The sequence below is a fragment of the Duganella sp. Leaf126 genome, assembly GCF_001423125.1.
In the GTDB taxonomy this organism is placed as follows: domain Bacteria; phylum Pseudomonadota; class Gammaproteobacteria; order Burkholderiales; family Burkholderiaceae_D; genus Rugamonas.
Genome location: NZ_LMNW01000031.1, coordinates 182,043 through 204,448, shown reverse-complemented (window position 1 = coordinate 204,448; position 22,406 = coordinate 182,043). Strand labels below are relative to the sequence as shown.

The window sequence follows — 22,406 nt, the reverse complement described above, 5'->3', positions numbered from 1 at the left end:
CAGCAACAACAAGAAAAGGAAACCACCATGCGACTTCTGCTGGTAGAAGATGACACCATGATCGGCGAAGTGGTGCTCGACCTGTTGCGGGCCGAGCACTACGCCGTGGACTGGGTCAAGGACGGCGACATGGCCGACACCGCGCTGCAAACCCAGACCTACGACCTGGTGCTGCTCGACCTCGGCCTGCCGCGCAAGGATGGTCTCGAAGTGCTGCGCTCGATGCGGGCGCGCAAGGAGCTGACGCCGGTGCTGGTCGCCACCGCGCGCGACGCCAAGGAGCAGCGCATTGCCGGCCTCGACGCCGGCGCCGACGACTATGTGCTCAAGCCCTACGACCTCGACGAACTGCTGGCCCGGATCCGCGCCCTGCTGCGCCGCTCGGCCGGACGCGCCGAGCCGGTGTTCGAGCACGGCGGCGTCAGCGTCAATCCGCAGACGCGCGAAGTGCTGGCCGACGGCAAGCAGGTGAACCTGTCGGCGCGCGAATGGGCCGTGCTCGAGGCGCTGATCGCCCGGCCCGGCATCGTGCTGTCGCGCCACCAGCTCGAAGAAAAGCTGTACAGCTGGAAGGATGAAGTCAACAGCAATGCGGTCGAGGTGTACATCCACGGTCTGCGCAAGAAGCTCGGGGCCGAACTGATCCAGAACGTGCGCGGCCTCGGCTACATGGTGCCCAAGCTATGAGGATGAAGGTGAAGCTGCCGACGATGCCGCGGGTGCCGGTGGTCACGCACTCGCTGCGCGGACGCCTGCTGTGGTTCCTGCTGGCAGCGATCACCATGGCAGCCATTGCCCAGGCAGCGATCGCCTACCGCAGCGCACTGAGCGACGCCGACCAGATTTTCGATTACCACATGCAGCAGATGGCGATGTCGCTGCGTTCGAGCGCCACGCTGACCAACAAGGCGGCCGACGCCTCGCCCGATCCCGGCAACGACGACCTCGTGGTGCAGGTGTGGACGCCCGACGGCGCCCAGGTGTTCCGTTCGCTGTCGCGCGCGGCGCTGCCGCAGCGGGCCGTGCTCGGTTTTTCCAACGTCAAGGCCAACAACACCACCTACCGTATCTTCTCGGTGCAGACCAGCAACCAGACCGTGCAGGTGGCGATGGACATGGCCGTGCGCCAGCGCATGGCCGGCACGCTGGCCCTGCGCACGGTGGGGCCGATTGCCGTGATGGCGCCGATCCTGATGCTGGTGGTGTGGTGGGTGGTCAGCGGTTCGCTGGCGCCGGTGTCGCGGGTCAAGCGCCAGGTGGCGGCGCGCCAGGCCGACGATCTGTCGCCGGTGTCCGAAAACGATCTGCCCGACGAGGTGCTGCCGCTGGTGCACGAGCTGAACCTGCTGTTCGGCCGCGTGCGCACCGCGTTCGAGGCGCAGCAGCATTTCGTGGCCGACGCCGCGCACGAGCTGCGCTCGCCGCTGGCCGCGCTCAAGCTGCAGGTGCTGAGCCTGGAGCGGGCGCAGGACGATGCCGCGCGCAGCGTGGCCATCGGCCGTGTCACGGCCGGCATCGAGCGCGCCACGCGGCTGGTGGAGCAATTGCTGGTGCTGGCGCGCCAGGAAGGCTCGGTCGACGATGTGCGGCTCGACCGCGTCCACCTGTCCGAGCTGGTCAAGCGCACGCTGGGCGACATGGCGGGCCTGGCGCAGGCACGCCAGATCGACCTCGGTCTCGAGCATGCCGACGATGTCGCTGTCGATGGCCAGCCCGACGCGCTGATCATCCTGCTGCGCAACCTGGTCGATAACGCCATCAAGTACACGCCTTCCGGCGGCACCGTCGATATCGCGCTGCGCCGCATTCCGAACGAAGGTGCCGGCAAGGTCAAGGGCGTGGCGGCGCCGGGCAGGGTGCTGCTCAGCGTCGAGGATTCCGGCCCCGGCATTCCGCCCGACGAGCGCGAACGCGTGTTCAGCCGCTTCTACCGCGTGCCGGGCAGCCAGGCCGGGGGCAGCGGGCTGGGACTGGCCATCATCAAGTCGATCGCCGAGCGCCACGGCGCCGTGCTGACGCTCGATACGTCCGCACGGCTCGGCGGCCTGAAGATCAGCATCGATTTTCCCGAGACTGCGAGGCCCACTCCGGTCTAAAATGCCGTTTTGATATGCGGGACGGCAAGATGAAAAAAATCGGATTCTCGGGCACGCTGGACCCGATCACCAACGGCCACATGTGGGTGATCAACGAAGCCCGGTCGATGGCGGACGAGGTGGTGGTATTCCTGTCCGAGAACACCGCCAAGAAACCCAAGTTCACGGCCGAGGAGCGCAAGAGCATCATCGCGCTCAGCTGCGCAGAGCAGGGCTGGGACAATGTCCAGGTGGTGATCGTGCGTGGCGACTACACGGCGCGCGCGGCCCGCAAGCACGGCGCCGAATACCTGATCCGCGGCATCCGCACCACCGCCGACTTCGACTACGAAAACCTGATCCAGCAAACCAATGTCGATGTGCTGCAAGGCGCCAAGACCATCTTCGTCATGCCGCCACGCGACCTCGGCTCCGTCAGTTCGAGCTTCGTCAAGGCGCTGGAAGGGCCGATCGGCTGGAACTGGATCATGAAAAAATTCGTGCCCGGCCCGGCCTATCACGCCTGGGTGCTGGGCTGGCTGCGCAACGAGTGGGAACTGCTGTGGGACTACGCCCAGGCAGACGAGTCCGCGATCAACCACGCCGACGCCTGGTTTGCGCGCCTGACCGGCGCCACCGCCTACGGCGGCACGGCGCGCCACTATCACAACCTCGACCACCTGGTGCACGGCCTGTCCGAAATCCGCGCCTGGGCTGCCAACACCAAGCCGTCTGCGGCCGATATCGAGATCGTCAAGCAGGCGTTCTGGTTCCACGACGCCGAATACGCGCACGGCCTGGGGGAGGGGGTGCCCAGCAACGAGGAAGCGAGCGCCCGGCTCTGGCTGGGCAGCCACCTGGGCCAGGAAATGGAACCTGCCGCCGCGCTGATACGGGCTACCGACCATTTCCAGGAAGCGGCCATCGAACATCCGCTCAAGGCCGTGATGCTGTGCGTGGACCTGGCCATCCTGGGCCAGGATGACGAGGTCTACCGCAACTACGCCCGCGGCATCCGCCAGGAATACGCCCACCTGCCCGACGCCGACTACCGCCACCAGCGCACCGGCGCCCTGGCCCACCTGAGCCGCAAAGCCCAGGCCGGCCAGCTGTTCTGCGACCCGTATTTCGCCAGCCAATACAACGACCGCGCCATCGACAACATGCAGCGCGAAATCGCCCACCTTGCCGCCTGACTGCGGGGGCCGGTCCTCATGCCGTGAAGGTCTTCATCGCCGTCGTACCCGTGAAGGCGGGTACCCAAGTACAGCGACATGCGTCGGCATGCCAGCCAAATGGGGTCCCCGCCTGCGCGGGGACGACGTTTTTATGCCAACAACATCAATACTTTCGATAAAGAGGACCTCGAAAAACCTACTGCGCGACCTGCTATCGCTACGGTTTTCGAGGTGCCCTTGACTTGACGGCATCAGGGTCCAACCCGGAAGTTTAGTAGCGGTTCCAGTTGTTGTGGCGGTGCTCGGTGGCTTCCTTGAGCAGGTGGCTGGCGCGGTGCAGGTCCCGGGGGCTGTGGGCGTCGCCGACTTCGACCGTCATCGCCAGTTCCTGGATCGCCGGCGGGTATTCGTGTTCGGCCGATTCTTCGAGCAGCGTGCGCGCCCGGGCGGCGTCTTGCGGCACGCCCTGGCCCGCGCGGTAGAAGTACGACAGCAGGAACATCGCGTGCGCGTTGCCGGCGTCGCTGGCCGCTTGCAGCCAGTGCGCAGCCTGCGTATCGTCGCGGGCCACGCCGCTGCCGTTCTTGTACAGCAGCGCCAGCGCCAGCGCGGCGCGCGCGTGGCCTTGCTGCGCCGCCTGCCGGTACCACGCGGCTGCGGCCAGCGGCTGCGGCGCTACATTCACCACGCCCAGCCGCAGCATCTCGCCCAGCTCGAAGGCTGCCTGCACGTCGCCGCCGCGCGCGGCCTGTTCGAACAGGCGCAGCGCAGCGTTGCGCTGCTGCGGCCGCTGCCGGTACACCAGCGCCAGTTCGCGCTGGGCCACCGGCAGGTTTTGCTGCGACCACGACAGCAGCTTGCGCTCGGCGCTGGCGTCCGCTTCCTGGATCGCCTTCATGCCGACCACTTCGATTTCGGCATTGCTGGGCGCGCTGCGCTGGAGCTGGCAGCCGGCCAGCAAAGCCGTACCGGCCAGCAACGCAGCCAGCACGCTGTGACGATAGCCGGGGTAGCCCGTGCCCGCTGTTTTCATGGTTCGGGTTCGCATGGTCAGCAATCCACCATCATTTGCTCAGGTCGATCGTGTACTTGGCAAAGCCGCTGGCGTCGAGGCTGCCTTCTGCCGCCACCGCCGTGATGCCCGTGCTTTTCGCCAGGCCCAGGTGGCCCGGCGCCGAACGCAGGATCACGGGGCCGGCGGTCGCCACCTTGACGAAGCTCCAGCTGCGCGCGCTGCCGTTATCGGCCAGGCTGACCTTGCCGGTGGCCTTGCCGCGCGCCGCCAGGTAGTTGCTGACCACGGTCTGGTTGGCGTCCGGCGACTTGATGATGGTCTTGCTGCCGTCGATGCCGGGCACGGCGCCGCCGCCGCCGGCGCGGTAATCGTTGGTGGCGACGATGAAGTCGTCGCCATCGGCGACCGGTTTGCCCTGGTACACCAGGTTGACGATGCGGCTGCCGGCCGGCTTGGTGACGTCGATCTGGTACGTCAGCGCATTGCCCTCGGCATAGAACACGTCGTAGTTGTAGATGGTCGAATAGCTGGGCACCAGGTCCTGCTCGGTGGTCAAGGCCGGGTTGATTGCGGCGAACTGCTTGGCCGAGGTTTCGAGCCAGGCCTTCAGGTCGGAGCCCTTGATCTTGACGGCCTGCAGGTTGTTATTGCTGTACAGGTAGAGGTCGCCCGGGTTGCGCACCTGCAGGCCGACCGGTGCGCCAGCGCTGGCGCCTGGCGCCACGTCGGTGAAGTCCGACGGCCCGTTGCGGCCGGCCTTGAACGGCGCGCTGCACGAGATGACCGGGATGTTCTTGTAGCTGGCGATGGTGGCGTCGGTGCTGGTGGCGATGAAGTTCTTCACGTAGTCCAGCTGGGCCTGGTTGACCAGCTGGATTGCCGACACGTCGCCGGCCAGCGCAAAGTACGACGACATCTCGAAGTCGGTCGACACGCCCAGCGGCTGCTTGGCGTAGGCGATGGTGGCCGCGTGCTCGGTGGCCACCAGCGGTGCGATCGCGGGATCGGCAGCGATATTGGTCTTGCCGTCGGTGTACTTGAAACCGCGCGATTCGACACTGGTCTTGGCCGGCTGCACCACCCATTTGCCGCCCTGGTACACCAGCGTCATCTTGATGATGCCGAGGCGACGGCCCCAGCTTTGCGCCATCACGGTCGGTACGCCATTGACGAAGCCGTTGACGGCGTCGATGTTGGCGCTGGCCGGGAACGCCGCAAACGAGGCGTCCAGCGCGGCAGCGCCGGCTTCTTTACCCTTGGGGAAGATCAGGTGCGAGTGACCGATCAGCAGGGCGTCGATGCCGGTGCCGGTCAGGTGGTAACTGGGGTTTTCCATCTTCGGGCTGTACGGGCTCGGGTCCAGACCGCCGTGCGACAGCGCCACCACCAGGTCGGCTCCCTTGTTGCGCAGCGCGGGCACATATTGCCTGGCTGCTTCCACGGCGCCGGTGACGGCCACCTTGCCGGCCAGGTTCTTCTGGTCCCACTCGAGGATCTGCGGCGGCACGAAACTCATGATGCCGATATTGATCTTGACGTCGAGCGCACTGCCATCGGGCGCGGTGGCGCGGAAGGTGCGCGGCAGCAGGGCGGTGGGCTGGACGATCGGTTTGCCGCTGGCCACGCCTGTCACATTGCTCAGCGCCAGCGGGAACACCGGTGCGCCGCAGTTGCCGGCCGGCTTGCTCACGCCGGGAATGCCGAAGTCGGTATTGGTGATCTGGCTCAGCAGCGGCAAGCCGTAGTTGAATTCATGGTTGCCGAAGCCGCCGCCGTCGAACTTCATGGCGTTCATCACCTTGTGGATGGCCATGGTCTCGGAGCAGGCCACCGGCTTGGTCACCGCCTGCAGGTCGCCCAGCAGCGTGCCCTGGATGGTGTCGCCGTTGTCGAGCAGGACATTGTTGGGGTTTTCCGCGCGTGCAGCGCTGACCAGGGTGGCCGTGCGTTCCAGTCCCAGGCTGGTGTCCTCGGTCAGCGAATAATAGTTGTAGCTCATGACGTTGGCGTGCAGGTCGGTGGTCTCCATCAACGCCAGCGAGACGGTCGTACCTTCCTGCACCGGCGGCACCGGATTCGCCTCACCACCACAACCGACCACGCCGGCTGCCGTCATCGCTGCCAGCAGCACCCAATTCGCCTGTTTCATTGCCATGCCTTACCTCGAGATGATTAAAATTCAAGGTAGGCAGTGTAACCAGCTTACATGACCGCTGCGTGACACATCAATACGCCCACAACGGCCCCTGACTACCGGCATTGCCGCCAACCGCCGCCCCGTCCATCACCACGAAGACCCGCCGCCCGTAGAAGAACGGCAGTCCCCAGTTGAAGGCCGTGCCCGACGAGGCCGAGCCGCTCAGCGTGCCGCCCACCTGGGCCGCGCGAATGGTCGAGGGCAGTTGCACCAGGTTGACGATGTTGAAGTTGACCACGCCGCTGGCACTGTTGTCCGCTGCCGTGTTCAGGGCGGAGAGCGCCAGCGTGGCGGCAGGGCAGAAGAAATCGCCGCCTGAACAGGTGCGGATGTCGCTGTCGTTGAAGAAATAGCCGTTCGAGCCGCTGTCGATGAAGCTGGCGTTATAGGTCTTGTTCTTGTACGTGGTGCTGAAGTTGCCGCTGCTGTTGGCCCGGTACAGCGTTTCATTGGCGATCATGTTATTGCTTTGCGTGTTGACGCCAAAGACCAGCGTGCCGCTGACCGAGGTCAGGCCGTTGGGGCCCACCGTCGGCAGGCTCAGCAGAACGCCGTTGTTATTCACGGCAAACGACGCCACCGGGTTGGTCACCTGCGTGGCCAGCGCCATGGCGCTGGCGGTGCAGCTGCCGGCCGTGCACGCATAATAGGTGCCGCTGATCGGCGCCTGCGCGCACGCCTGACCGCAGTCGTGCTTGAACAGGCCCACGCCGAGGATGCCCTTGGCGCCGATGGCGCCGAGCGAACCGAGATTGTTGCCGGCGCTGCTGCAACTCGATGGCGTGGTCGCGAAATTAGCGTCGGTGTCGCCGATCACCTGCACCGAAATGCCGGACGCTACCTCGTCGGCCATCCTGACATCGGCCTGGCGCACCGACCCCCAGGTATAGCCGCTGATGAACTTGCCGCACTCGCCGGCGCTGGCGCCGCCGGCAGCCTGTACCGCCGGCAGGGCGATGCTGCCATCGAGCGCGGAAGCGAGCACGCGCAGGCCGTAGGAACCGGTATCGAGCAGCACGTGGTCGATGGTCTGGCAGGTGCTGGTGCCCGGCGTGCAGATGGTCACGTTCACGTACGGCACATTGATCACGCCGCTGGCGCCGGCCGGACCGTTGTCCACCGTGATCGGCACGCTGTTGCTGAGCGGCGCGGTCACGCCCAGCGAGACGCTGGCGTCGGCCTCGCCGCCATCGCCGGTACAGCGCAGGCTGTACGTGATATTGCCTGCCACCGCCGACGATACCGTCACCGATCCGGACGCCGCCTTGGTGCCGATCCAGGCGCCGCTGGCCGTGCAGCTGCTGGCGTTGGCCGACGACCAGCTCAGTACCGAGGTCTGGGCCGTGGTGATCGACGCCGGCGCCAGCGTCATGCTGACCGTGGGCGCCGGCGGCGGCGTGCTGATGGTGACCGAGGTGCTGCTGGTGACGCCGCTGCAGGTGAGCGCATACCGCGCCGTGCCGGCCGCGCCGGCGGTGACGGTTTGCGTGCCGCTGGTAGCGACCGTGCCGCTCCAGGCGTCCGAGGCGGTGCAGGTGGTGCCGGCAGGGTTGCTCACGCTCCAGGTCAGCGTCACGACCTGGCCGACCGTGGTGGCGGTGGGCGTGGCGCTGATGCTGACCACGGGCGCCGGCGTGTTGCCGGCCGGCGTCGTGCCGGCAGGCGTGGTGCCGGTACTCGTGCTGGTACTGCCGCCGGACGAACCGCCGCCGCAGGCGCTCAGCACCAGGCACAGCAATGTTGCGACAGCGGTGGCTGCAGTAGCGGACGCGCCGGACCGCGCCGACCTGGCAGGCAGGCCGGCGGTGGCACAAATATCGGACGTGAGCGCCGGGCGGGCAGGAAGCAATACCGCGCGAGCGCGTTGCAGCAGGCTGATCATGCGGAACTTCCTCAGTTGATCGTGGTGGTGTCAAACCCGGCCGGCACTGCCGACGGGATGAAGGCGTGGCCGGCGAACGCGCGCATATGGCCGCTCGAGACGATGACCACGTCGGACTGCTGCAGCGCCAGCTGCGAGTGGCCGGCCTGGGTGCGCCGGCCGGTGGCGTCGGTCAGGGCGCTGAACTTGGCGCCAAGCAGGGTGCGCAGGTCGGGCAGGGTCGGGCCGCTCCAGCTCACGGCAAACACCTGGCCGCTGGCGTCCATGTATTCACGCACCAGGGTGCCGCTGTCGAGCGTGCTCTGGCTGATGGTGTAGACGGCCATGGCGCTGCCGGCTGGCGCCTGGCTCAGGCTGCGCGCGGTCCGTACCGGTGTGCCGCCGAAGTCGGACGGCGTACTGCCGAGGGCGGCAACAGCAGGGAGGCTGGGCAGCAGCGCAGCGAGAAAAATCAGGGAGAGGGCGGGGCGCATGGGACGTTCCGTTGCTTATGGTAAAGATGAGTATAGTGTATTGTGGGCAGAAGTTGGACGGAGTTAAGCAGCTGTAAGCAAACGTTACGCTGCACCTGCAACGAAAAAGCCGCCAATTCCGTGAAGGAATGGCGGCTTCGATGTCGAAGCTATAACAGATTCAGTTTAGAACTTGACCCACAGGCGGCTGAAGTACGAGGTGCCGTTCAGACCGAACTGCACGCTTTCATATTTGAAACCATTGTCGGTCTGGTCCGGATCCTGGCTGGTCGGCCTGGCGTTGAACAGGTTGTTGCCGCCGAACGTCAGCTTCACATCCTTGCTGATATTGTAGGTAAATGCCAGGTCGGCCGAGGTTTTCGACTTGTAGTGCTGGTTCGGCACCCCGGCGGCGGTGCCATCGAAGGTGCCCAGCGTCTGCGGACCGAAGTGGATGATCTTGAGGTCGGTGTCCCAGTCGCCGAGACCGTAGTTGAAGCCGAGCGTGAATTTCGAGCGCGGTGCGCCCTGTTCGATGTACAGCCTTTCCTTTTCCGACAGCAGCACGTCTTCGAAACCGCGCAGCGCAGCGGGCGCATGGACATCGGTCACCTCGGTCTTGCTCACGTTCATGGCCAGGAAGGTGTTCAGGCGGCCGCCCATCACCGTGGCCTTGTGCGAGGCGGTCAGGTCGATGCCCTGGGTCTTGGTGTCGGCCGAGTTGACGAAGAACTGCGCTTCGCCCACGCCCAGCGCGGCCAGGCGCGTGGCCAGGTCCGGGTAGTTGTCGGCAGTAAAGCGCCCCGACAGCACGATGCGGTCCTTGATCTTGATGTGGTACACATCGGCCGTCAGCGAAACCGCCTGGCTCGGGGTCCAGGTGGTGCCCAGCGTGAAGCTGGTCGATTTTTCTTCCTTCAGCTTGGGAATGCCGGCCGCGTTGGCCACCACGCCGCCGTTCGGCGCCAGCACCACTTCCTTCGGCACGCCGCCGATGAAGTCGGTGAAGGTGGTGGACAGATGGCTTTGCTGCAGCGATGGTGCGCGGAAGCCGGTGCTGGCCGAACCGCGCAGCAGCACGCTGTCGGTGGTGCGGATGCTGCCGGCCAGCTTGCCGGTCACGGTGGAGCCGAAGTCGCTGAATTTTTCGTAGCGCACGGCGGCCTGGGTCTTGATGGCGTCGGTCAGGTCCGCCTCCAGGTCAAGGTAGGCCGCATTGCTGTGACGCTTGGCGTTGGTCACGTCGCCGGGCTGGAAGCCGGGGAAGCCCTGGCTGCCGGCATTGCCGCCGTTGCCCACGCCGTCGGCGTCGATGTACGAGCCCGGCTCGCCGGCAAAGATCTTGAACTGTTCGCGCCGGTATTCGCCGCCGAACGCCACGTTCAAGCCCTTGCCCATGACGCCGTCGTAGTAGCGGCTGAGGTCGAGGTTGGTGGTCATTTGCTGGAACGAGAAGCCGCCCGCATTGAACGCGCTGGCGCTGACGCCGCGGCCGCCGTTTTGCAGGTCGAGATTGGCGATCGAGGCGTTGATGGTGTTGGTGATGTCGTACTTCATCTTGTTATAGCCGTACGTCTGCGAGATGTCGGTATTCCAGCCGCCGAGCTCGATGCGGTGGCCGAGGATGGCCGTGCGGTCCTCGATCCTGGCGTTGATGAAGGGAACGAAACCGTTCGGGTACATGGCAGCCGAATTACGGCTCGGAATGTCGTCCGACCCGATGCCGCCGCGCGCGAACGCTGCGCTCGAACCGTCGCGCTTTTGCGCACCGGCCGTGAAGTACAGGCGGCCGTTGCCGGTGGTCGGCAGTTCGCCGTTGGCGTAGACGGTCTGGCTCTCGGTCTTGGTATCGCCGATGATGCGCGGATTGTCGGGCTCGGCGCGGTTGGAGCGGCCGCGGTCCAGGTACTCGCCGGTCAGGGCCAGCACGCCGCCGTTGCCCAGGTCGAAGCCGCAGTAGGCCGAACCGAGCCAGTTCTGGCCGTCGCCGGCCGAGTACTGGCTGTAGCCGGCGATCGCTTCGCAGCCCTTGCTCTTCTTGAGGCTGACGTCCATCACGCCGGCAATCGCATCCGAGCCGTACTGGGCGGCGGCGCCGTCGCGCAGGATCTGCACATCCCTGATCGCCAGCATCGGGATCGCATTGAGGTCGGTGCCGGTGTTGCCGCGGTTACGCGCACCGAACAGGTTGACCAGCGCCGTGGTGTGGCGGCGCTTGCCGTTGACCAGCACCAGGGTCTGGTCCGAGCCGAGGCCGCGCAGCGCGGCCGAATCGACCAGGTCGGCGCCGTCGGCGCCGCTCTGGCGCGTGGAGTTGAACGACGGGGAGATATAGGTCAGCGTCTGCGCCAGGTCGAACTGGCCGCCTTGCTCGGCCTGTTTATTCATCGGAATCAGATCGACCGGGACCACGGTGTCGGTGGACGACGAGGTGGCGCGGCGCGACCCGACCACGGTGACCGATTGCATGGCCGAGGCGTCGGATGCCTGGGTGCCGGTCTGGGCGTGGGCGCCGGGCGTCAGGGTGAGGGTGGTGATGGCCGAGGCGCCGTACAGGCTGAATAAGACGGCTTTACGCAAATGGGTCACTGCAAACACGTGGCATCTCCGATGAATAAAAATCCGATTCTAGTCAGATTGCTCATCAGAACATGCTTATTTTTCACGCTTTGGCGGATCAAACATTATTACTGTTGTTTTAAGGTTTCAACGTTACGTAGTTTTACGGAGAACGGTGATTCACCCTTAAAATAAAGTGGTTTCGGCGCACCCACTGTTCAGGGGCCTTGAAAAACCGTGGCGGGCCGCCCGCTACCGTCTTGCGTCGCGCAAGCGTACGGAGGTACGCCGAGCAACGGAGAGGCGATAGCGGGTCGCGCAGCAGGTTTGACGAGGTTCCCTTAATCGATCGGGGAATTGAGGCTGCTGTGGCGGGTGGTGCCGTAATAGCTGTCGATCTGCGAGGCCCAGGTCTGGTTTGCCATATTGGGCCAGTTGTCCTTGTCGAAACCGGGCGCGTTCTCGATGCGCTCCTTGTCGATATTGAGCGTGAAACGCTTGTTGATGGTGTCGAGCGTCAGCGCTTCCCACGGAACCGCGAACAGTTTTTCGCCGATGGTCAGCACGCCGCCGTGGGCCATCACCGCGTAGGCGATTTTGCCGGTGCGCATGTCGAGCATGATTTCCTTGATCTCGCCCAGGTGCTCGTTCTGCAGGTTGTGCACGTGGTCGCCAATCAGGGTGTCGGCGCCCATCAGTTCAGGTCCCGGGCCCTTGCGGCCATTGTCCACGTACATGCCGTATGGGTCGCGTTCGGTATAGCTCATGGTGATCTCCTGTCGGTTATTGAGTTGTCATTTTTATCTCGTCGGGGCGCGCCGTCTGTACGGTTTGCCACAGTCGCCGGGGGCTGGCGAAGCCGAATTATCCCGGGGCAATGCTGCTGGTTCGGCGGTTTTAGGATATAATTTCAATTTCCCGCACGTGCCGTTCGGCACCATCTGCAATGACCAAATTTGTCTTCGTCACCGGTGGCGTTGTGTCTTCCCTTGGTAAAGGGATCGCCGCCGCCTCCCTCGCCGCCATCCTCGAATCGCGCGGTCTCAAAGTCACCATGCTCAAGCTCGATCCGTACATCAACGTCGATCCGGGCACCATGAGCCCCATGCAGCACGGCGAAGTGTTCGTCACCGACGACGGCGCCGAAACCGACCTCGATCTCGGCCACTACGAGCGCTTCATTTCCACCCGCATGAAAAAGGTGAACAACTTCACCACCGGCCAGATCTACGAATCGGTGATCCGCAAGGAACGCCGCGGCGAGTATCTCGGTAAAACCGTGCAGGTCATCCCGCACATCACCAACGAAATTCAGGACTACATCCGCCGCGGCGCCGAAGGCTACGACGTGGCCCTGTGCGAAATCGGCGGCACCGTCGGCGATATCGAGTCGCTGCCGTTCCTCGAAGCGGCGCGCCAGCTGAGCCTGCGCGCCGGCCGCAAGAACGCCGCGTTTGTCCACCTGACGCTGGTGCCGTACATCGCCTCGGCCGGCGAACTGAAAACCAAGCCTACCCAGCACTCGGTGCAGAAGCTGCGCGAAATCGGCATCTTCCCGAACGCGCTGCTGTGCCGCGCCGACCGTCCGATTCCCGATGACGAGCGCGCCAAGATTTCGCTGTTCTCGAACATCGAGGAAGCGGGCGTGATTTCCGTGTGGGACGTCGACACCATCTACAAGGTGCCGCAGATGCTGCACGACCAGGGCCTGGACGCGATCATCTGCGACGCGCTCGACCTGAACCCGGCGCCGGCCGACCTGTCGGTCTGGAGCAAACTGATTTACACGCTCGAGCATCCGAAGACGGAAGTGTCGATCGGCATGGTCGGCAAATACGTCGAGCTGACCGAGTCGTACAAGTCGCTGACCGAAGCGCTGCGTCACGCCGGCATCCACAACGAGTCGAAGGTCAACATCGAGTACATCGATTCGGAAGACATCGAGACCACCGGCTGCGCCGCGCTGGCCAAGTACGACGCCATCCTGGTGCCGGGCGGCTTCGGCAAGCGTGGCGTGGAAGGCAAGATCATGGCCGCGCAGTTTGCCCGCGAAAACAAGATCCCTTACCTGGGCATCTGCCTGGGCATGCAGGTGGCGCTGATCGAATACGCGCGCCACAAGGCCGGCCTGACCAGCGCCAATTCCACCGAATTCGACCTCGACACCGCGCAGCCGGTGGTGGCGCTGATCGACGAATGGCAAGGCCAGGACGGCAAGGTCGAAAAGCGCGACGAGAACTCGGACCTCGGCGGCACCATGCGCCTGGGCGCGCAAACCTGCGCCATCAAGCCGGGCACGCTGGCGGCCGAGATCTACGGCGCGGTGGTGACCGAGCGTCACCGTCACCGCTACGAAGCCAACAACCACTACCTGCCGCGCGTGGAAGCGGCCGGCCTGGTGGTGGCGGCCCGTACCCCGACCGAAGACCTGTGCGAAATCATGGAATTGCCGCGTACCGGCGACAATGCCCACCCGTGGTACATGGGCGTGCAGTACCACCCGGAATTCAAATCGACCCCGCGTGACGGCCACCCGCTGTTTACCTCGTACATCAAGGCTGCCCTGGCCCACAAGGCCGCTGGCGCCGGGGTGCAGCCAGCGCAACCACTGCAAGGAGAAGCGGCATGAAACTGTGCGGATTCGACGTCGGCCTCGATAAACCGTTCTTCCTGATCGCCGGCACCTGCGTGATCGAGTCGCGCCAGATGGCGTTCGACACGGCCGGCATCCTCAAGGAAATGACCGCCGAACTGGGCATCCCGTTCATCTACAAGTCCTCGTTCGACAAGGCCAACCGCTCGTCCGGCGCCACCTATCGCGGTCCCGGCCGCGAGAAGGGCCTCGAGATCCTCGGCGACGTCAAGCGCGAGCTCGGCGTGCCGGTGCTGACCGACGTCCACTCGGTCGATGAAATCGCCGAAGTCTCGGCCGTGGTCGATGTGCTGCAGACGCCGGCCTTTTTGTGCCGCCAGACCGACTTCATCGTCGCCTGCGCCCAGTCCGGCCTGCCGGTCAACATCAAGAAGGGCCAGTTCCTGGCTCCGCACGACATGAAGAACGTGATCGACAAGGCCCGCGCCGCCGCCAGGGCAGCCGGTCTTTCCGAGGACAACTTCATGGCCTGCGAACGCGGCGCCTCGTTCGGTTACAACAACCTGGTGTCCGACATGCGCTCGCTGGCCATCATGCGCGAATCGAACTGCCCGGTCGTGTTCGACGCCACCCACTCGGTGCAGCTGCCGGGCGGGAACGGCACGTCGTCGGGCGGCATGCGCGAGATGGTGCCGGTGCTGTCGCGCGCTGCCGTGGCGGTCGGCGTCGACGGCCTGTTCATGGAAACCCATCCGAACCCGGCCGAAGCGCTGTCGGACGGCCCCAACGCGGTGCCGCTGGGCCGCATGAAGGAACTGCTGTCGACCCTGATCGAGCTGGACCGTATCACCAAAAAAGCTGGATTCCTTGAAAACAGCTTCAACTGAGAGCTTGTTTCCACATGCGCGCAGCGGGCAGCTGCCACAACGCTGCGCGCTTTTTGAAACGGCCTCTGAAGCAACATGCCCGGTGCGCCTGCCAAACTTGCGCGCGCCGGGTGCATTTCCCGTTATATTCCCTGTATTCTGACTCGCCCAATGCGCGCAAGACGCATCGAGCGCACACTGTTTCGTCTAACTTTGGAGAATTAAATGAGTGCTATTGTTGATATTATCGGCCGTGAAGTCATCGATTCGCGCGGCAATCCGACCGTCGAATGCGACGTGCTGCTGGAATCCGGCGTGATGGGCCGCGCTGCGGTGCCATCGGGCGCCTCGACCGGTTCGCGCGAAGCGATCGAACTGCGCGACGGCGATCCGAAGCGTTACTTCGGCAAGGGCGTGCTGCAAGCCTGCGAAAACATCAACACCGAAATCTCGGAAGCGATCATGGGCCTCGACGCCAATGAGCAAGCCTTCCTGGACCGCACTCTGATCGACCTGGACGGCACCGAAAACAAGAGCCGCCTGGGCGCCAACGCCATGCTGGCCGTGTCGATGGCGGTGGCCAAGGCTGCTGCCGAAGAAGCCGGCCTGCCGCTGTACCGCTACTTCGGCGGTTCGGGCGCCATGCAGCTGCCGGTACCGATGATGAACGTGATCAACGGCGGCGCCCACGCCGACAACAACCTGGACATCCAGGAATTCATGATCATCCCGGTCGGCGCGCCAACGTTCAAGGAAGCGATCCGCTACGGCGCGGAAGTGTTCCACACGCTGAAAAAAATCCTGCACAAGAAAGGCCTGAGCACGGCGGTCGGCGACGAAGGCGGTTTCGCCCCATCGCTGGCCAACCATGAGGAAGCGATCAAGCTGATCATCCAGGCCATCGAAGAAGCCGGCTACGAGCCAGGCACGCAGATCGCGCTGGGCCTGGACTGCGCCGCGTCCGAGTTCTACAAGAACGGCAAGTACGAACTGGAAGGCGAGGGCCTGTCGCTGACCGCTACCGAGTTCACCAACCTGCTGGCCACCTGGTGCGACAAGTACCCGATCATCTCGATCGAAGACGCGATGCACGAAGGCGACTGGGACGGCTGGGCCATCCTGACCAAGGAACTGGGCAAGAAAGTCCAGCTGGTGGGCGACGACCTGTACGTCACCAACACCAAGATCCTCAAGGAAGGCATCTCGAAAGGCATCGCCAACTCGATCCTGATCAAGATCAACCAGATCGGCACCCTGACCGAAACCTTCGCCGCCATCGAAATGGCCAAGCGCGCCGGCTACACGGCCGTGATCTCGCACCGCTCGGGCGAAACCGAAGATTCGACCATCGCCGATATCGCCGTGGGCCTGAACGCCCTGCAGATCAAGACCGGCTCGATGTCGCGCTCGGACCGCATGGCCAAGTACAACCAGCTGCTGCGCATCGAGGAAGACCTGGGCGACATCGCCTCCTACCCGGGCCGTGACGCCTTCTACAACCTGAAGTAATTCTGTACCGAGCGGCCGGAATCTCCGGCCGCTTTTTCATGCTCCCTACACCATGCGTTTGATTACCTTAGGCCTGGCAGTGCTGCTGCTGCTGATCCAGTACCCGCTGTGGCTGGGCAAAGGCGGCTGGCTGCGCGTCAAAGACTTCGAAGCCCAGGTCGATACGGCCCACAAGAAAAATGCCGAACTGCTGGCCCGCAACGCCAAGCTCGATTCCGAAGTGCGCGACCTCAAGGAAGGCACCGGCGCCGTCGAGGAACGCGCGCGTTACGAACTCAGCATGATCAAGGAAAACGAGATTTTCGTGCAGATCGTCGGCAAGGGCCACGCCGTGCCCAACGTGCCGCTGGCAGCGCCGCCTGCAGCAGGCGCCAACCCGCCCGCCGCGCACTGACCATGAGACGGCACGCCATCATGCTGTGGACGACCGTGCTGGCCGCCGCCGTCGTGGCTGGCGATGCCGGCGCTGGTGTTGCCAGCGCTGCTACCGCTGCCGGGGCCGCCACAGCCAGTACTGTTGCCACCGGCGCTGCCGCTGCTACCGCTGCAAGGTCCGTCACAGCTGCTACCGCAGTCACCGGCGCTGCCGCGGTCACCCCCGCTAAATCTGCTACCGCCACGACCGTCGCGCCTGCCGCCAACGGCGACTCTGCTGCCAGGGCCGCGCCAGTTGCTGCTGCCACCGCCGGCGCTGCCGTCGTTGCCGGAGCCACTCCTGCTGCGGGGCAGGTGCCTGCGCCTGCTGCCAATGCTGCTGCTGCCGACACTTGCGTCCCGCTGCGCATCGGCTATATCGATCAGCACCGCCCGCCATACTGGATGGGCGAGGGCGAGCAGGTGCCGGAGCCGCCCGGCGCCGCCGTGGACCTGATGCGCGACGCGGTCCAGGCCGCCGGCTTCGGTTGCGCGCCCGCGCTCGTGCGCTTGCCGCTGGCGCGCCTGCCGCTGGCGCTTGCCCATGGCGACATTGACATGACGCCGCTCGGCGAAATGTCCGCTTATCCCGCCGGCATCGCGCTGCCGCGCGACAGGAGCGGCAATATCGACGTCGACCGCGCCATGCACAACACGCTGGTGGTGCTGGTGCGCGCGCGCGACAGGCTGCCCGCCAGTACCGATCCCATGCAATATTTCAAGAGCAAGGTGCTCGGCGTGGCACTGGGACAGGGCTACACCGCGCGCCTGCGCGAAGCGGGCCTGAAGATCGACGACGGCGCCCGCGACCAGGCACGCACGATCGACAAGCTGCAACTGGGCCGGGTCGATGGCGTGGTGACGGCAACCGTAACGCCCGAGCATGTGAAGCGCCTGCTGGCGCGCTACCAGGGCGCCATCGTGCAACTGCCCCGGCCCCTGCTCAACACGCGCGTGTGGCTGGCCTTCAACGACAGCTATTACCGCGCGCACCGCCAGCAGGTCGAAGCGCTGTGGGCCTGGCTCGACGCCAACCGCAACCGGCTCGGCTACACGGTCCAGAAGTACCGCCTGCCGGATTGAGGGCGTGTAACGTGCCAGCGGCCCTGGCGCACTGCGGCTACAATATGGCTCCGCTTCAAGCACCGAGTTCGTTTTGACATTCCTGATTCCTGCACTGCTGCTCGCTGCCAGCGTTCATGCCGGCGCCGCCACTGTCCCCGCTACTAACAACGCCAATGCTGCCGCCACCGCGGCCAGCGCCACCATCGCGCCACCCGTGGTCAACAGTGTCCTGCGCGCCCAGGTGCTGCTCGACCGCGCCCACTTCTCGTCGGGCGAAATCGATGGCACGGTGGGCAGCAATCTGCGGCGCGCGGTGACCGGTTTCCAGAAGCTGCACCAGTTGCCGGTCAGCGGCAAGCTCGATGACGCCACCTGGACCGCGCTCAAGACCGACCCGGCGCCCACGCTCGACAGCTACACGCTCACCGCCGACGATATCGCCGGTCCGTATGTGCCGGTGCCAGCCACCATGGCCGACAAGGCCAGGCTGCCCCGGCTCGGTTACGCCAGTCTGCTCGAGGCGCTCGGCGAAAAGTTCCACTGTAGCCCGGCGCTGCTGCGCAAGCTCAATCCCGGCAAGACCTTCAAGCGCGCCGGCGAGCAGCTGCTGGTACCGAATGTCGTCAACGCGCCGCCGCTGCCCAAGGCGGCCACCATCCTGGTCGATGCCACCGAAGGCACGCTGACCTTGCTGGACGCGGGCGGCATGCCGATCGCGCAATTCCCGGCCAGTACCGGCAGCAAGCACGATCCCTTGCCGGAAGGGCGCTGGACCGTGCTGGGCGTGGCCGTCAATCCCGACTACCGCTACAACCCCAAGCTGTTCTGGGACGCCAAGCCGGGCGAGACCAAGGCCCGCATCGCGCCCGGGCCCAACAACCCGGTGGGCGTGGCGTGGATCGACCTCAGCAAGGATCACTACGGCATCCACGGCACGCCCGAGCCGGCCAACATCGGCAAGACCCAGTCCCATGGCTGCATCCGTCTGACCAACTGGGACGTGATGAAAGTGGTGAAAGCCATTACGCGCGGCGCGACCGTGTTATTGCAGGCGTGAGCGGGTTACACTGGCGTTTTTGCTAACGAGGATGCCGCATGACCGATACCGCGCTGTACCAGGACTTTGACAATGCCGAGCTCGATGATCGTCTGCAATGGCGCTGCCCGCCTGCAGACTGGCGCATCGACACCGATGCCTCATCGCTGCTGATCGCGCCCGACGCCAATACCGATTTCTGGCAGCGCACCCACTATGGCTTCCAGGTCGATAACGGTCACTTCCTGTCGCTGCAGGCGCAGGGCGACTTCGTGCTCACCACCAGGGTGACGTCGCATCCGCAGCACCAGTACGACCAGGCCGGGCTGATGGTGCGGCTGTCGGACGGCTGCTGGCTCAAGACCTCGGTGGAGTTCGAGCCCGACGGCGACAACCGCCTCGGCGCGGTCGTCACCAACGGCCATTATTCGGACTGGTCCACCCAGCCGCTGCCCAAGCACATCGATACGGTCTGGTTCCGCATCCGCGCCGAGGCCGAGGACTGCATCGTCGAATCGTCGCTGGACGGCGAGCAGTGGACGCAGCTGCGCATCGCCCACCTGGCCGAGCGCGGCGCGGCCGCCAGCGTGGCCTGCGGCCTGTATGCGTGCAGCCCGCAGGCGGCCGGCTACCAGGCCAGCTTCGCCTTCCTATCGTTCGTTCCCGGCCGTCTCTAATTCACCGAAAGTCATCATGCCCCTTACTTCCTACCTCGGCACCAGTCCTGTCCTCGACGACAACGTGTATGTCCACCCGTCGGCGCAGGTGATCGGCGACGTGCAGCTCGGCCGCGACAGCTCGGTGTGGTGCAACACCGTGCTGCGCGGCGACGTCAACCGCATCGTCGTCGGCCAGTGCAGCAATGTGCAGGACTTTGCCATGGGCCACGTCTCGCACAAGAGCGCCGCCAAACCGGACGGCTCGCCGCTGACCATCGGCGACTACGTCACCATCGGCCACTCGGTGATCCTGCATGGCTGCACCATCGGCAACGAATGCCTGATCGGCATGGGCTCGATCATCATGGACGACGTGGTGGTGCAGGACCAGGTGATGGTCGGCGCCGGCAGCCTGGTCTCGCCCGGCAAGGTGCTCGAAAGCGGCCACCTCTACATCGGCCGTCCGGCAGCCAAGGTCCGGGCCCTGAGCGCCGAGGAAATCGCCTATCTCCGGTATTCGGCCGAACATTATGTGCGGGTGAAGAATAATTACCTGGCTGAGCCGGTAACCGGCTAGCGACAGCGCCGTCAGCGTTGCACCTCGTACTGCAGCCGTACCAGCGGATGTTGCGGCCGCGCGGTGTAGCGCTCGCTGCTGTCGACGCCATCGTCGTAGCGCACTGCCGAGCGGCGGTCGGGGCGCAGCAGATTGGCCAGTGTCAGCCGCCAGTGGCCGCCCGCCGCCGGCCATGCGGCATAGGCTTCCAGTTCGCGCACCACGCCGGTGGTATCGGTCAGCGACTGCGCCGTGGCAGCGCGCCAGCCGCCGACCAGGCGCAGATTGGCGCCGGCGCTCAGGCCGCCGGCCGTCTTCCTGTCGAGCCCCAGGTTCGCCGTCAGCGGCGCCTGGTTGCCGAGGCGGTTGTCGGGACCGGCCACCGCGTCCACCCGCGACCAGTTGCGGCCGACGTTGGCGTGCAGGTCGAGGCCGGCTGCGGGCATGAGCGGCAGGCGCATATCGAGTTCCAGTCCGTGCACGCTGGCGTTGCCATGGTTGACCGGGCTGCTCACCCACACGCCGTTTTCCTGCCATAACTGCCGCTGCACCACGTCGCGGATGCGCCGTGCATAGGCCGAGACGCTGAGCATGGCGTCGCGGGCAAAGCCGACTTCGAGCGCCGCATCGAGCCCCCAGGCCAGCTCGGGGCGCAGCAGCGGATTGCCCTGGTAATCGGGCTGGGTAGCACTGTTGTCGTTGTTGACCGTGTAGCGGCGCGGCACCAGGTCGCGCGGCTGCGGCGCCTTATACGTGCGCGCCAGCGCCAGCCGCAACTGCGTGCGCGCGCTGTCGGGCAGCTTCCAGACCAGTTGCGCCACGGGACTCCAGACGCGGGCGGTGGTGGTGGTAGTGTTAGTGGCGCCGGTGGTGCTGGTGGCGCCGGTAGCGCCGGCCGCGCCAGGCAGTGCCACCCGCGTGGCCAGCCCTTCCCAGCGCAGGCCCAGGTAGGCTTGCAGGCGCGGCGAGACCGTCCACTCGTCCTGCGCGAACAGCGCCAGCTGGTGCACCGTTGCCGCGTAATCCTGGTCGAGCGTGGTCACGGCGGGCGCGTCCGAACCGGCGTCGTCGCCATGACCGCTGTCGCGCTGATGGCGGGTCTCCGCGCGGCGCACGCGCGAGGCGTCCCAGCCGATGGCGATGTCGTGACTGGCGCTGAGCGGCGCCAGGTATTTGCCGCTGGTGCTGGCGCGGCGCTCGTCGGCCAGCGACGCGACGGCCCGGTCCAGGCCGGCATTGCCGGCAGCGTCCACGCCAAGGAAGCGGTAGCGGCTGTCGCGGTGGCTGGCGTCCAGTCCCGCTCTCAAGGTCAGCTTGCATGTGCCGAAACGCTGCTCCCAGCCGAGGTCGGATTTCAGCAGCCGGTCATCGGACCGGCTGCGCCACCCGTTTTCGGGCCAGGCAGTGGGCAGGCCGGTCACGGTGTGTTCCGATTGCGTGCCGTCGGCAGCAAGCTGCGCCAGATCGACCAGGCCCTGCCACGTCACGCTGCTGCCGCCGTCCAGTCTGGCGTCGAGGCGGGGCGCCGCGGTAAAACGCCGGGTGCGGCTGTCCTGGCGCTCGCGCAGGCGGCGCTGCGCCACGATCACTTGGCTGGCGGTAGCGGCGGCGCGGCGCGCGTAGCTGTCGGTGAGGGCATCGTCGCGCCGCTGCGGGACGATGACGGTGGTCGTCAGTCCGTAGCCGAGCAAGCCGTTGCGACCGATCCACTGCGCGGTCGCCGCCGGGCTGGTGACGCCGGCCTGCCGCTCGGCGCTGAGCTTGGCGCTGCCGCGCGCTGCGCCGGTGGCCTTGCGCAACACGATGTTGAGCGTGCCCGCTATCGATTGCATGCTGGCGTCCGCTTGCGCGCTGCGCTGTAGCTCCACGCGTTCCACCAGGTCCGGCGACAGCGTGGCGGGGTCGAAGTTGGCCGGTGCCGGCTGGCCGTCGATCAGGATCCGGGTATAGCCGCCACCGAGGCCGCGCATGCGCAGTTCGCCGCCGACCACGGACAGGCCGGGCTGGCGCTTGAGGACGTCGGCCAGCGAGGTATCGCCGTAGCGTTGCAGCGCGTCGCGGCCCACCGCGATGCGACCGAGGCTGTCGTCGCGCCGTCGCTGCCCGCTGTCGGGGCCGTTGATCTCCACTTGTTGCAGGGGCTGTTTTTCGTCGGCGGCCATGGCCGTAACATGGGGGGCAGCAGGGAGCAGCAGCGCACTGCCAATCAACAATGAACGACGCATGGTCATGGGATACCGGAAGCGGGAAAGTCGCCAGCCTAGCGCGCTGCCTGCCAGCACTGGTCCCGTGTGTGACGAACGCCGCCGTTTCAGGGACGAAGGCCGGCGCCCGGCTGCTATACTTTTTT

Annotated in this window: 19 protein-coding genes; 12 read left to right on the top strand and 7 right to left on the bottom strand. The window is 65.6% G+C overall.

Annotation, left to right across the window (positions count from 1 at the left end; translation table 11 throughout):
• The first annotated feature begins 27 nt into the window (after positions 1-27).
• The 3 genes from ASF61_RS14195 to coaD are packed head-to-tail and all read left to right on the top strand — an operon-like array spanning position 28 to position 3,271.
• Complete coding sequence (locus tag ASF61_RS14195) at positions 28-687, top strand: response regulator transcription factor (RefSeq protein WP_056156908.1); 660 nt, start codon at positions 28-30, stop codon at positions 685-687.
• Positions 688-689: 2 nt separating this feature from the next.
• The gene (locus ASF61_RS14190; RefSeq protein ID WP_056156906.1) at positions 690-2,096 is read left to right on the top strand and encodes an ATP-binding protein; all 1,407 of its coding nucleotides are present in this window, start codon (positions 690-692) and stop codon (positions 2,094-2,096) included.
• A gap of 29 nt (positions 2,097-2,125) precedes the next feature.
• The gene (gene coaD, locus ASF61_RS14185) at positions 2,126-3,271 is read left to right on the top strand and encodes a pantetheine-phosphate adenylyltransferase (RefSeq protein WP_056158146.1); all 1,146 of its coding nucleotides are present in this window, start codon (positions 2,126-2,128) and stop codon (positions 3,269-3,271) included.
• A 253-nt stretch (positions 3,272-3,524) separates the two neighbouring features.
• Here coaD and ASF61_RS14180 read toward each other — a convergent pair whose 3' ends face one another.
• The 3 genes from ASF61_RS14180 to ASF61_RS14170 form a co-directional block, all read right to left on the bottom strand.
• Positions 3,525-4,286: a tetratricopeptide repeat protein gene (locus ASF61_RS14180; protein WP_056156904.1), complete on the bottom strand. Its 762-nt coding sequence runs from the start codon at positions 4,284-4,286 to the stop codon at positions 3,525-3,527.
• Between the two features lie 31 nt (positions 4,287-4,317).
• Positions 4,318-6,417: a bifunctional 2',3'-cyclic-nucleotide 2'-phosphodiesterase/3'-nucleotidase gene (locus ASF61_RS14175; protein WP_056156902.1), complete on the bottom strand. Its 2,100-nt coding sequence runs from the start codon at positions 6,415-6,417 to the stop codon at positions 4,318-4,320.
• Positions 6,418-6,493: 76 nt separating this feature from the next.
• Entirely contained in the window at positions 6,494-7,714 is a 1,221-nt protein-coding gene (locus ASF61_RS14170) for a DUF3443 domain-containing protein (protein WP_229205855.1), read from the bottom strand.
• On the opposite strand from ASF61_RS14170, the gene ASF61_RS24130 reads away from it, so the two are divergent.
• Positions 7,680-8,366, top strand: a complete 687-nt coding sequence (locus tag ASF61_RS24130; protein ID WP_229205854.1) for a hypothetical protein — start codon at positions 7,680-7,682, stop codon at positions 8,364-8,366. The genes ASF61_RS14170 and ASF61_RS24130 overlap by 35 nt on opposite strands.
• Here ASF61_RS24130 and ASF61_RS14165 read toward each other — a convergent pair.
• The 3 genes from ASF61_RS14165 to ASF61_RS14155 all read right to left on the bottom strand — a co-directional run bounded on the left by ASF61_RS14165 (position 8,359) and on the right by ASF61_RS14155 (position 12,125).
• On the bottom strand, positions 8,359-8,820 hold the full coding sequence (locus tag ASF61_RS14165; RefSeq protein WP_056156898.1) for a DUF2844 domain-containing protein: 462 nt from the start codon (positions 8,818-8,820) through the stop codon (positions 8,359-8,361). The two genes, ASF61_RS24130 and ASF61_RS14165, sit on opposite strands and share 8 nt — an antisense overlap.
• A 165-nt stretch (positions 8,821-8,985) precedes the next feature.
• Entirely contained in the window at positions 8,986-11,397 is a 2,412-nt protein-coding gene (locus ASF61_RS14160) for a TonB-dependent siderophore receptor (protein ID WP_056156896.1), read from the bottom strand.
• 302 nt (positions 11,398-11,699) lie between these two features.
• Positions 11,700-12,125 (bottom strand): PRC-barrel domain-containing protein, encoded by a 426-nt coding sequence (locus ASF61_RS14155; RefSeq protein ID WP_056156894.1) that lies wholly within the window; start codon positions 12,123-12,125, stop codon positions 11,700-11,702.
• 179 nt (positions 12,126-12,304) lie between these two features.
• Between ASF61_RS14155 and ASF61_RS14150 the strand changes: the two genes are divergently transcribed.
• The 8 genes from ASF61_RS14150 to ASF61_RS14115 all read left to right on the top strand — a co-directional run bounded on the left by ASF61_RS14150 (position 12,305) and on the right by ASF61_RS14115 (position 20,077).
• A complete protein-coding gene (locus ASF61_RS14150; protein ID WP_056156892.1) occupies positions 12,305-13,987 on the top strand; it encodes a CTP synthase in 1,683 nt (560 codons plus the stop codon).
• A complete protein-coding gene (gene kdsA, locus ASF61_RS14145) occupies positions 13,984-14,838 on the top strand; it encodes a 3-deoxy-8-phosphooctulonate synthase (protein ID WP_056156890.1) in 855 nt (284 codons plus the stop codon). Before ASF61_RS14150 ends, kdsA begins: the two co-directional genes overlap by 4 nt.
• 204 nt (positions 14,839-15,042) lie before the next feature.
• Complete coding sequence (gene eno / locus ASF61_RS14140) at positions 15,043-16,326, top strand: phosphopyruvate hydratase (RefSeq protein ID WP_056156888.1); 1,284 nt, start codon at positions 15,043-15,045, stop codon at positions 16,324-16,326.
• Between the two features lie 52 nt (positions 16,327-16,378).
• On the top strand, positions 16,379-16,720 hold the full coding sequence (gene ftsB, locus ASF61_RS14135) for a cell division protein FtsB (protein WP_056156885.1): 342 nt from the start codon (positions 16,379-16,381) through the stop codon (positions 16,718-16,720).
• A 2-nt stretch (positions 16,721-16,722) separates the two neighbouring features.
• A complete protein-coding gene (locus ASF61_RS24125) occupies positions 16,723-17,823 on the top strand; it encodes a hypothetical protein (protein WP_229205853.1) in 1,101 nt (366 codons plus the stop codon).
• Between the two features lie 73 nt (positions 17,824-17,896).
• Positions 17,897-18,862 (top strand): L,D-transpeptidase, encoded by a 966-nt coding sequence (locus ASF61_RS14125; protein ID WP_156369600.1) that lies wholly within the window; start codon positions 17,897-17,899, stop codon positions 18,860-18,862.
• A 38-nt stretch (positions 18,863-18,900) separates the two neighbouring features.
• Positions 18,901-19,518, top strand: coding sequence for a DUF1349 domain-containing protein (locus ASF61_RS14120; RefSeq protein WP_056156884.1), 618 nt, complete (start codon positions 18,901-18,903; stop codon positions 19,516-19,518).
• 16 nt (positions 19,519-19,534) lie between these two features.
• Positions 19,535-20,077: a gamma carbonic anhydrase family protein gene (locus ASF61_RS14115; protein ID WP_056156882.1), complete on the top strand. Its 543-nt coding sequence runs from the start codon at positions 19,535-19,537 to the stop codon at positions 20,075-20,077.
• Positions 20,078-20,088: 11 nt separating this feature from the next.
• On the opposite strand, the gene ASF61_RS14110 is transcribed toward ASF61_RS14115, so the two are convergent.
• A complete protein-coding gene (locus ASF61_RS14110) occupies positions 20,089-22,287 on the bottom strand; it encodes a TonB-dependent siderophore receptor (RefSeq protein ID WP_082491684.1) in 2,199 nt (732 codons plus the stop codon).
• Positions 22,288-22,406: the final 119 nt, after the last annotated feature.

Bases quoted from the DNA above. Each gene is read 5' to 3' on its own strand.
- coaD (WP_056158146.1), top strand. From the start codon at position 2,126: ATGAAAAAAATCGGATTCTCGGGCACGCTGGACCCGATCACCAACGGC.
- ASF61_RS14120 (WP_056156884.1), top strand. From the start codon at position 18,901: ATGACCGATACCGCGCTGTACCAGGACTTTGACAATGCCGAGCTCGAT.
- ftsB (WP_056156885.1), top strand. From the start codon at position 16,379: ATGCGTTTGATTACCTTAGGCCTGGCAGTGCTGCTGCTGCTGATCCAG.
- ASF61_RS24125 (WP_229205853.1), top strand. From the start codon at position 16,723: ATGAGACGGCACGCCATCATGCTGTGGACGACCGTGCTGGCCGCCGCC.
- ASF61_RS14165 (WP_056156898.1), bottom strand. From the start codon at position 8,820: ATGCGCCCCGCCCTCTCCCTGATTTTTCTCGCTGCGCTGCTGCCCAGC.
- ASF61_RS14110 (WP_082491684.1), bottom strand. From the start codon at position 22,287: ATGACCATGCGTCGTTCATTGTTGATTGGCAGTGCGCTGCTGCTCCCT.
- ASF61_RS14115 (WP_056156882.1), top strand. From the start codon at position 19,535: ATGCCCCTTACTTCCTACCTCGGCACCAGTCCTGTCCTCGACGACAAC.
- ASF61_RS14150 (WP_056156892.1), top strand. From the start codon at position 12,305: ATGACCAAATTTGTCTTCGTCACCGGTGGCGTTGTGTCTTCCCTTGGT.
- kdsA (WP_056156890.1), top strand. From the start codon at position 13,984: ATGAAACTGTGCGGATTCGACGTCGGCCTCGATAAACCGTTCTTCCTG.
- ASF61_RS14195 (WP_056156908.1), top strand. From the start codon at position 28: ATGCGACTTCTGCTGGTAGAAGATGACACCATGATCGGCGAAGTGGTG.
- ASF61_RS14180 (WP_056156904.1), bottom strand. From the start codon at position 4,286: ATGAAAACAGCGGGCACGGGCTACCCCGGCTATCGTCACAGCGTGCTG.
- eno (WP_056156888.1), top strand. From the start codon at position 15,043: ATGAGTGCTATTGTTGATATTATCGGCCGTGAAGTCATCGATTCGCGC.
- ASF61_RS14190 (WP_056156906.1), top strand. From the start codon at position 690: ATGAAGGTGAAGCTGCCGACGATGCCGCGGGTGCCGGTGGTCACGCAC.
- ASF61_RS14175 (WP_056156902.1), bottom strand. From the start codon at position 6,417: ATGAAACAGGCGAATTGGGTGCTGCTGGCAGCGATGACGGCAGCCGGC.
- ASF61_RS14155 (WP_056156894.1), bottom strand. From the start codon at position 12,125: ATGAGCTATACCGAACGCGACCCATACGGCATGTACGTGGACAATGGC.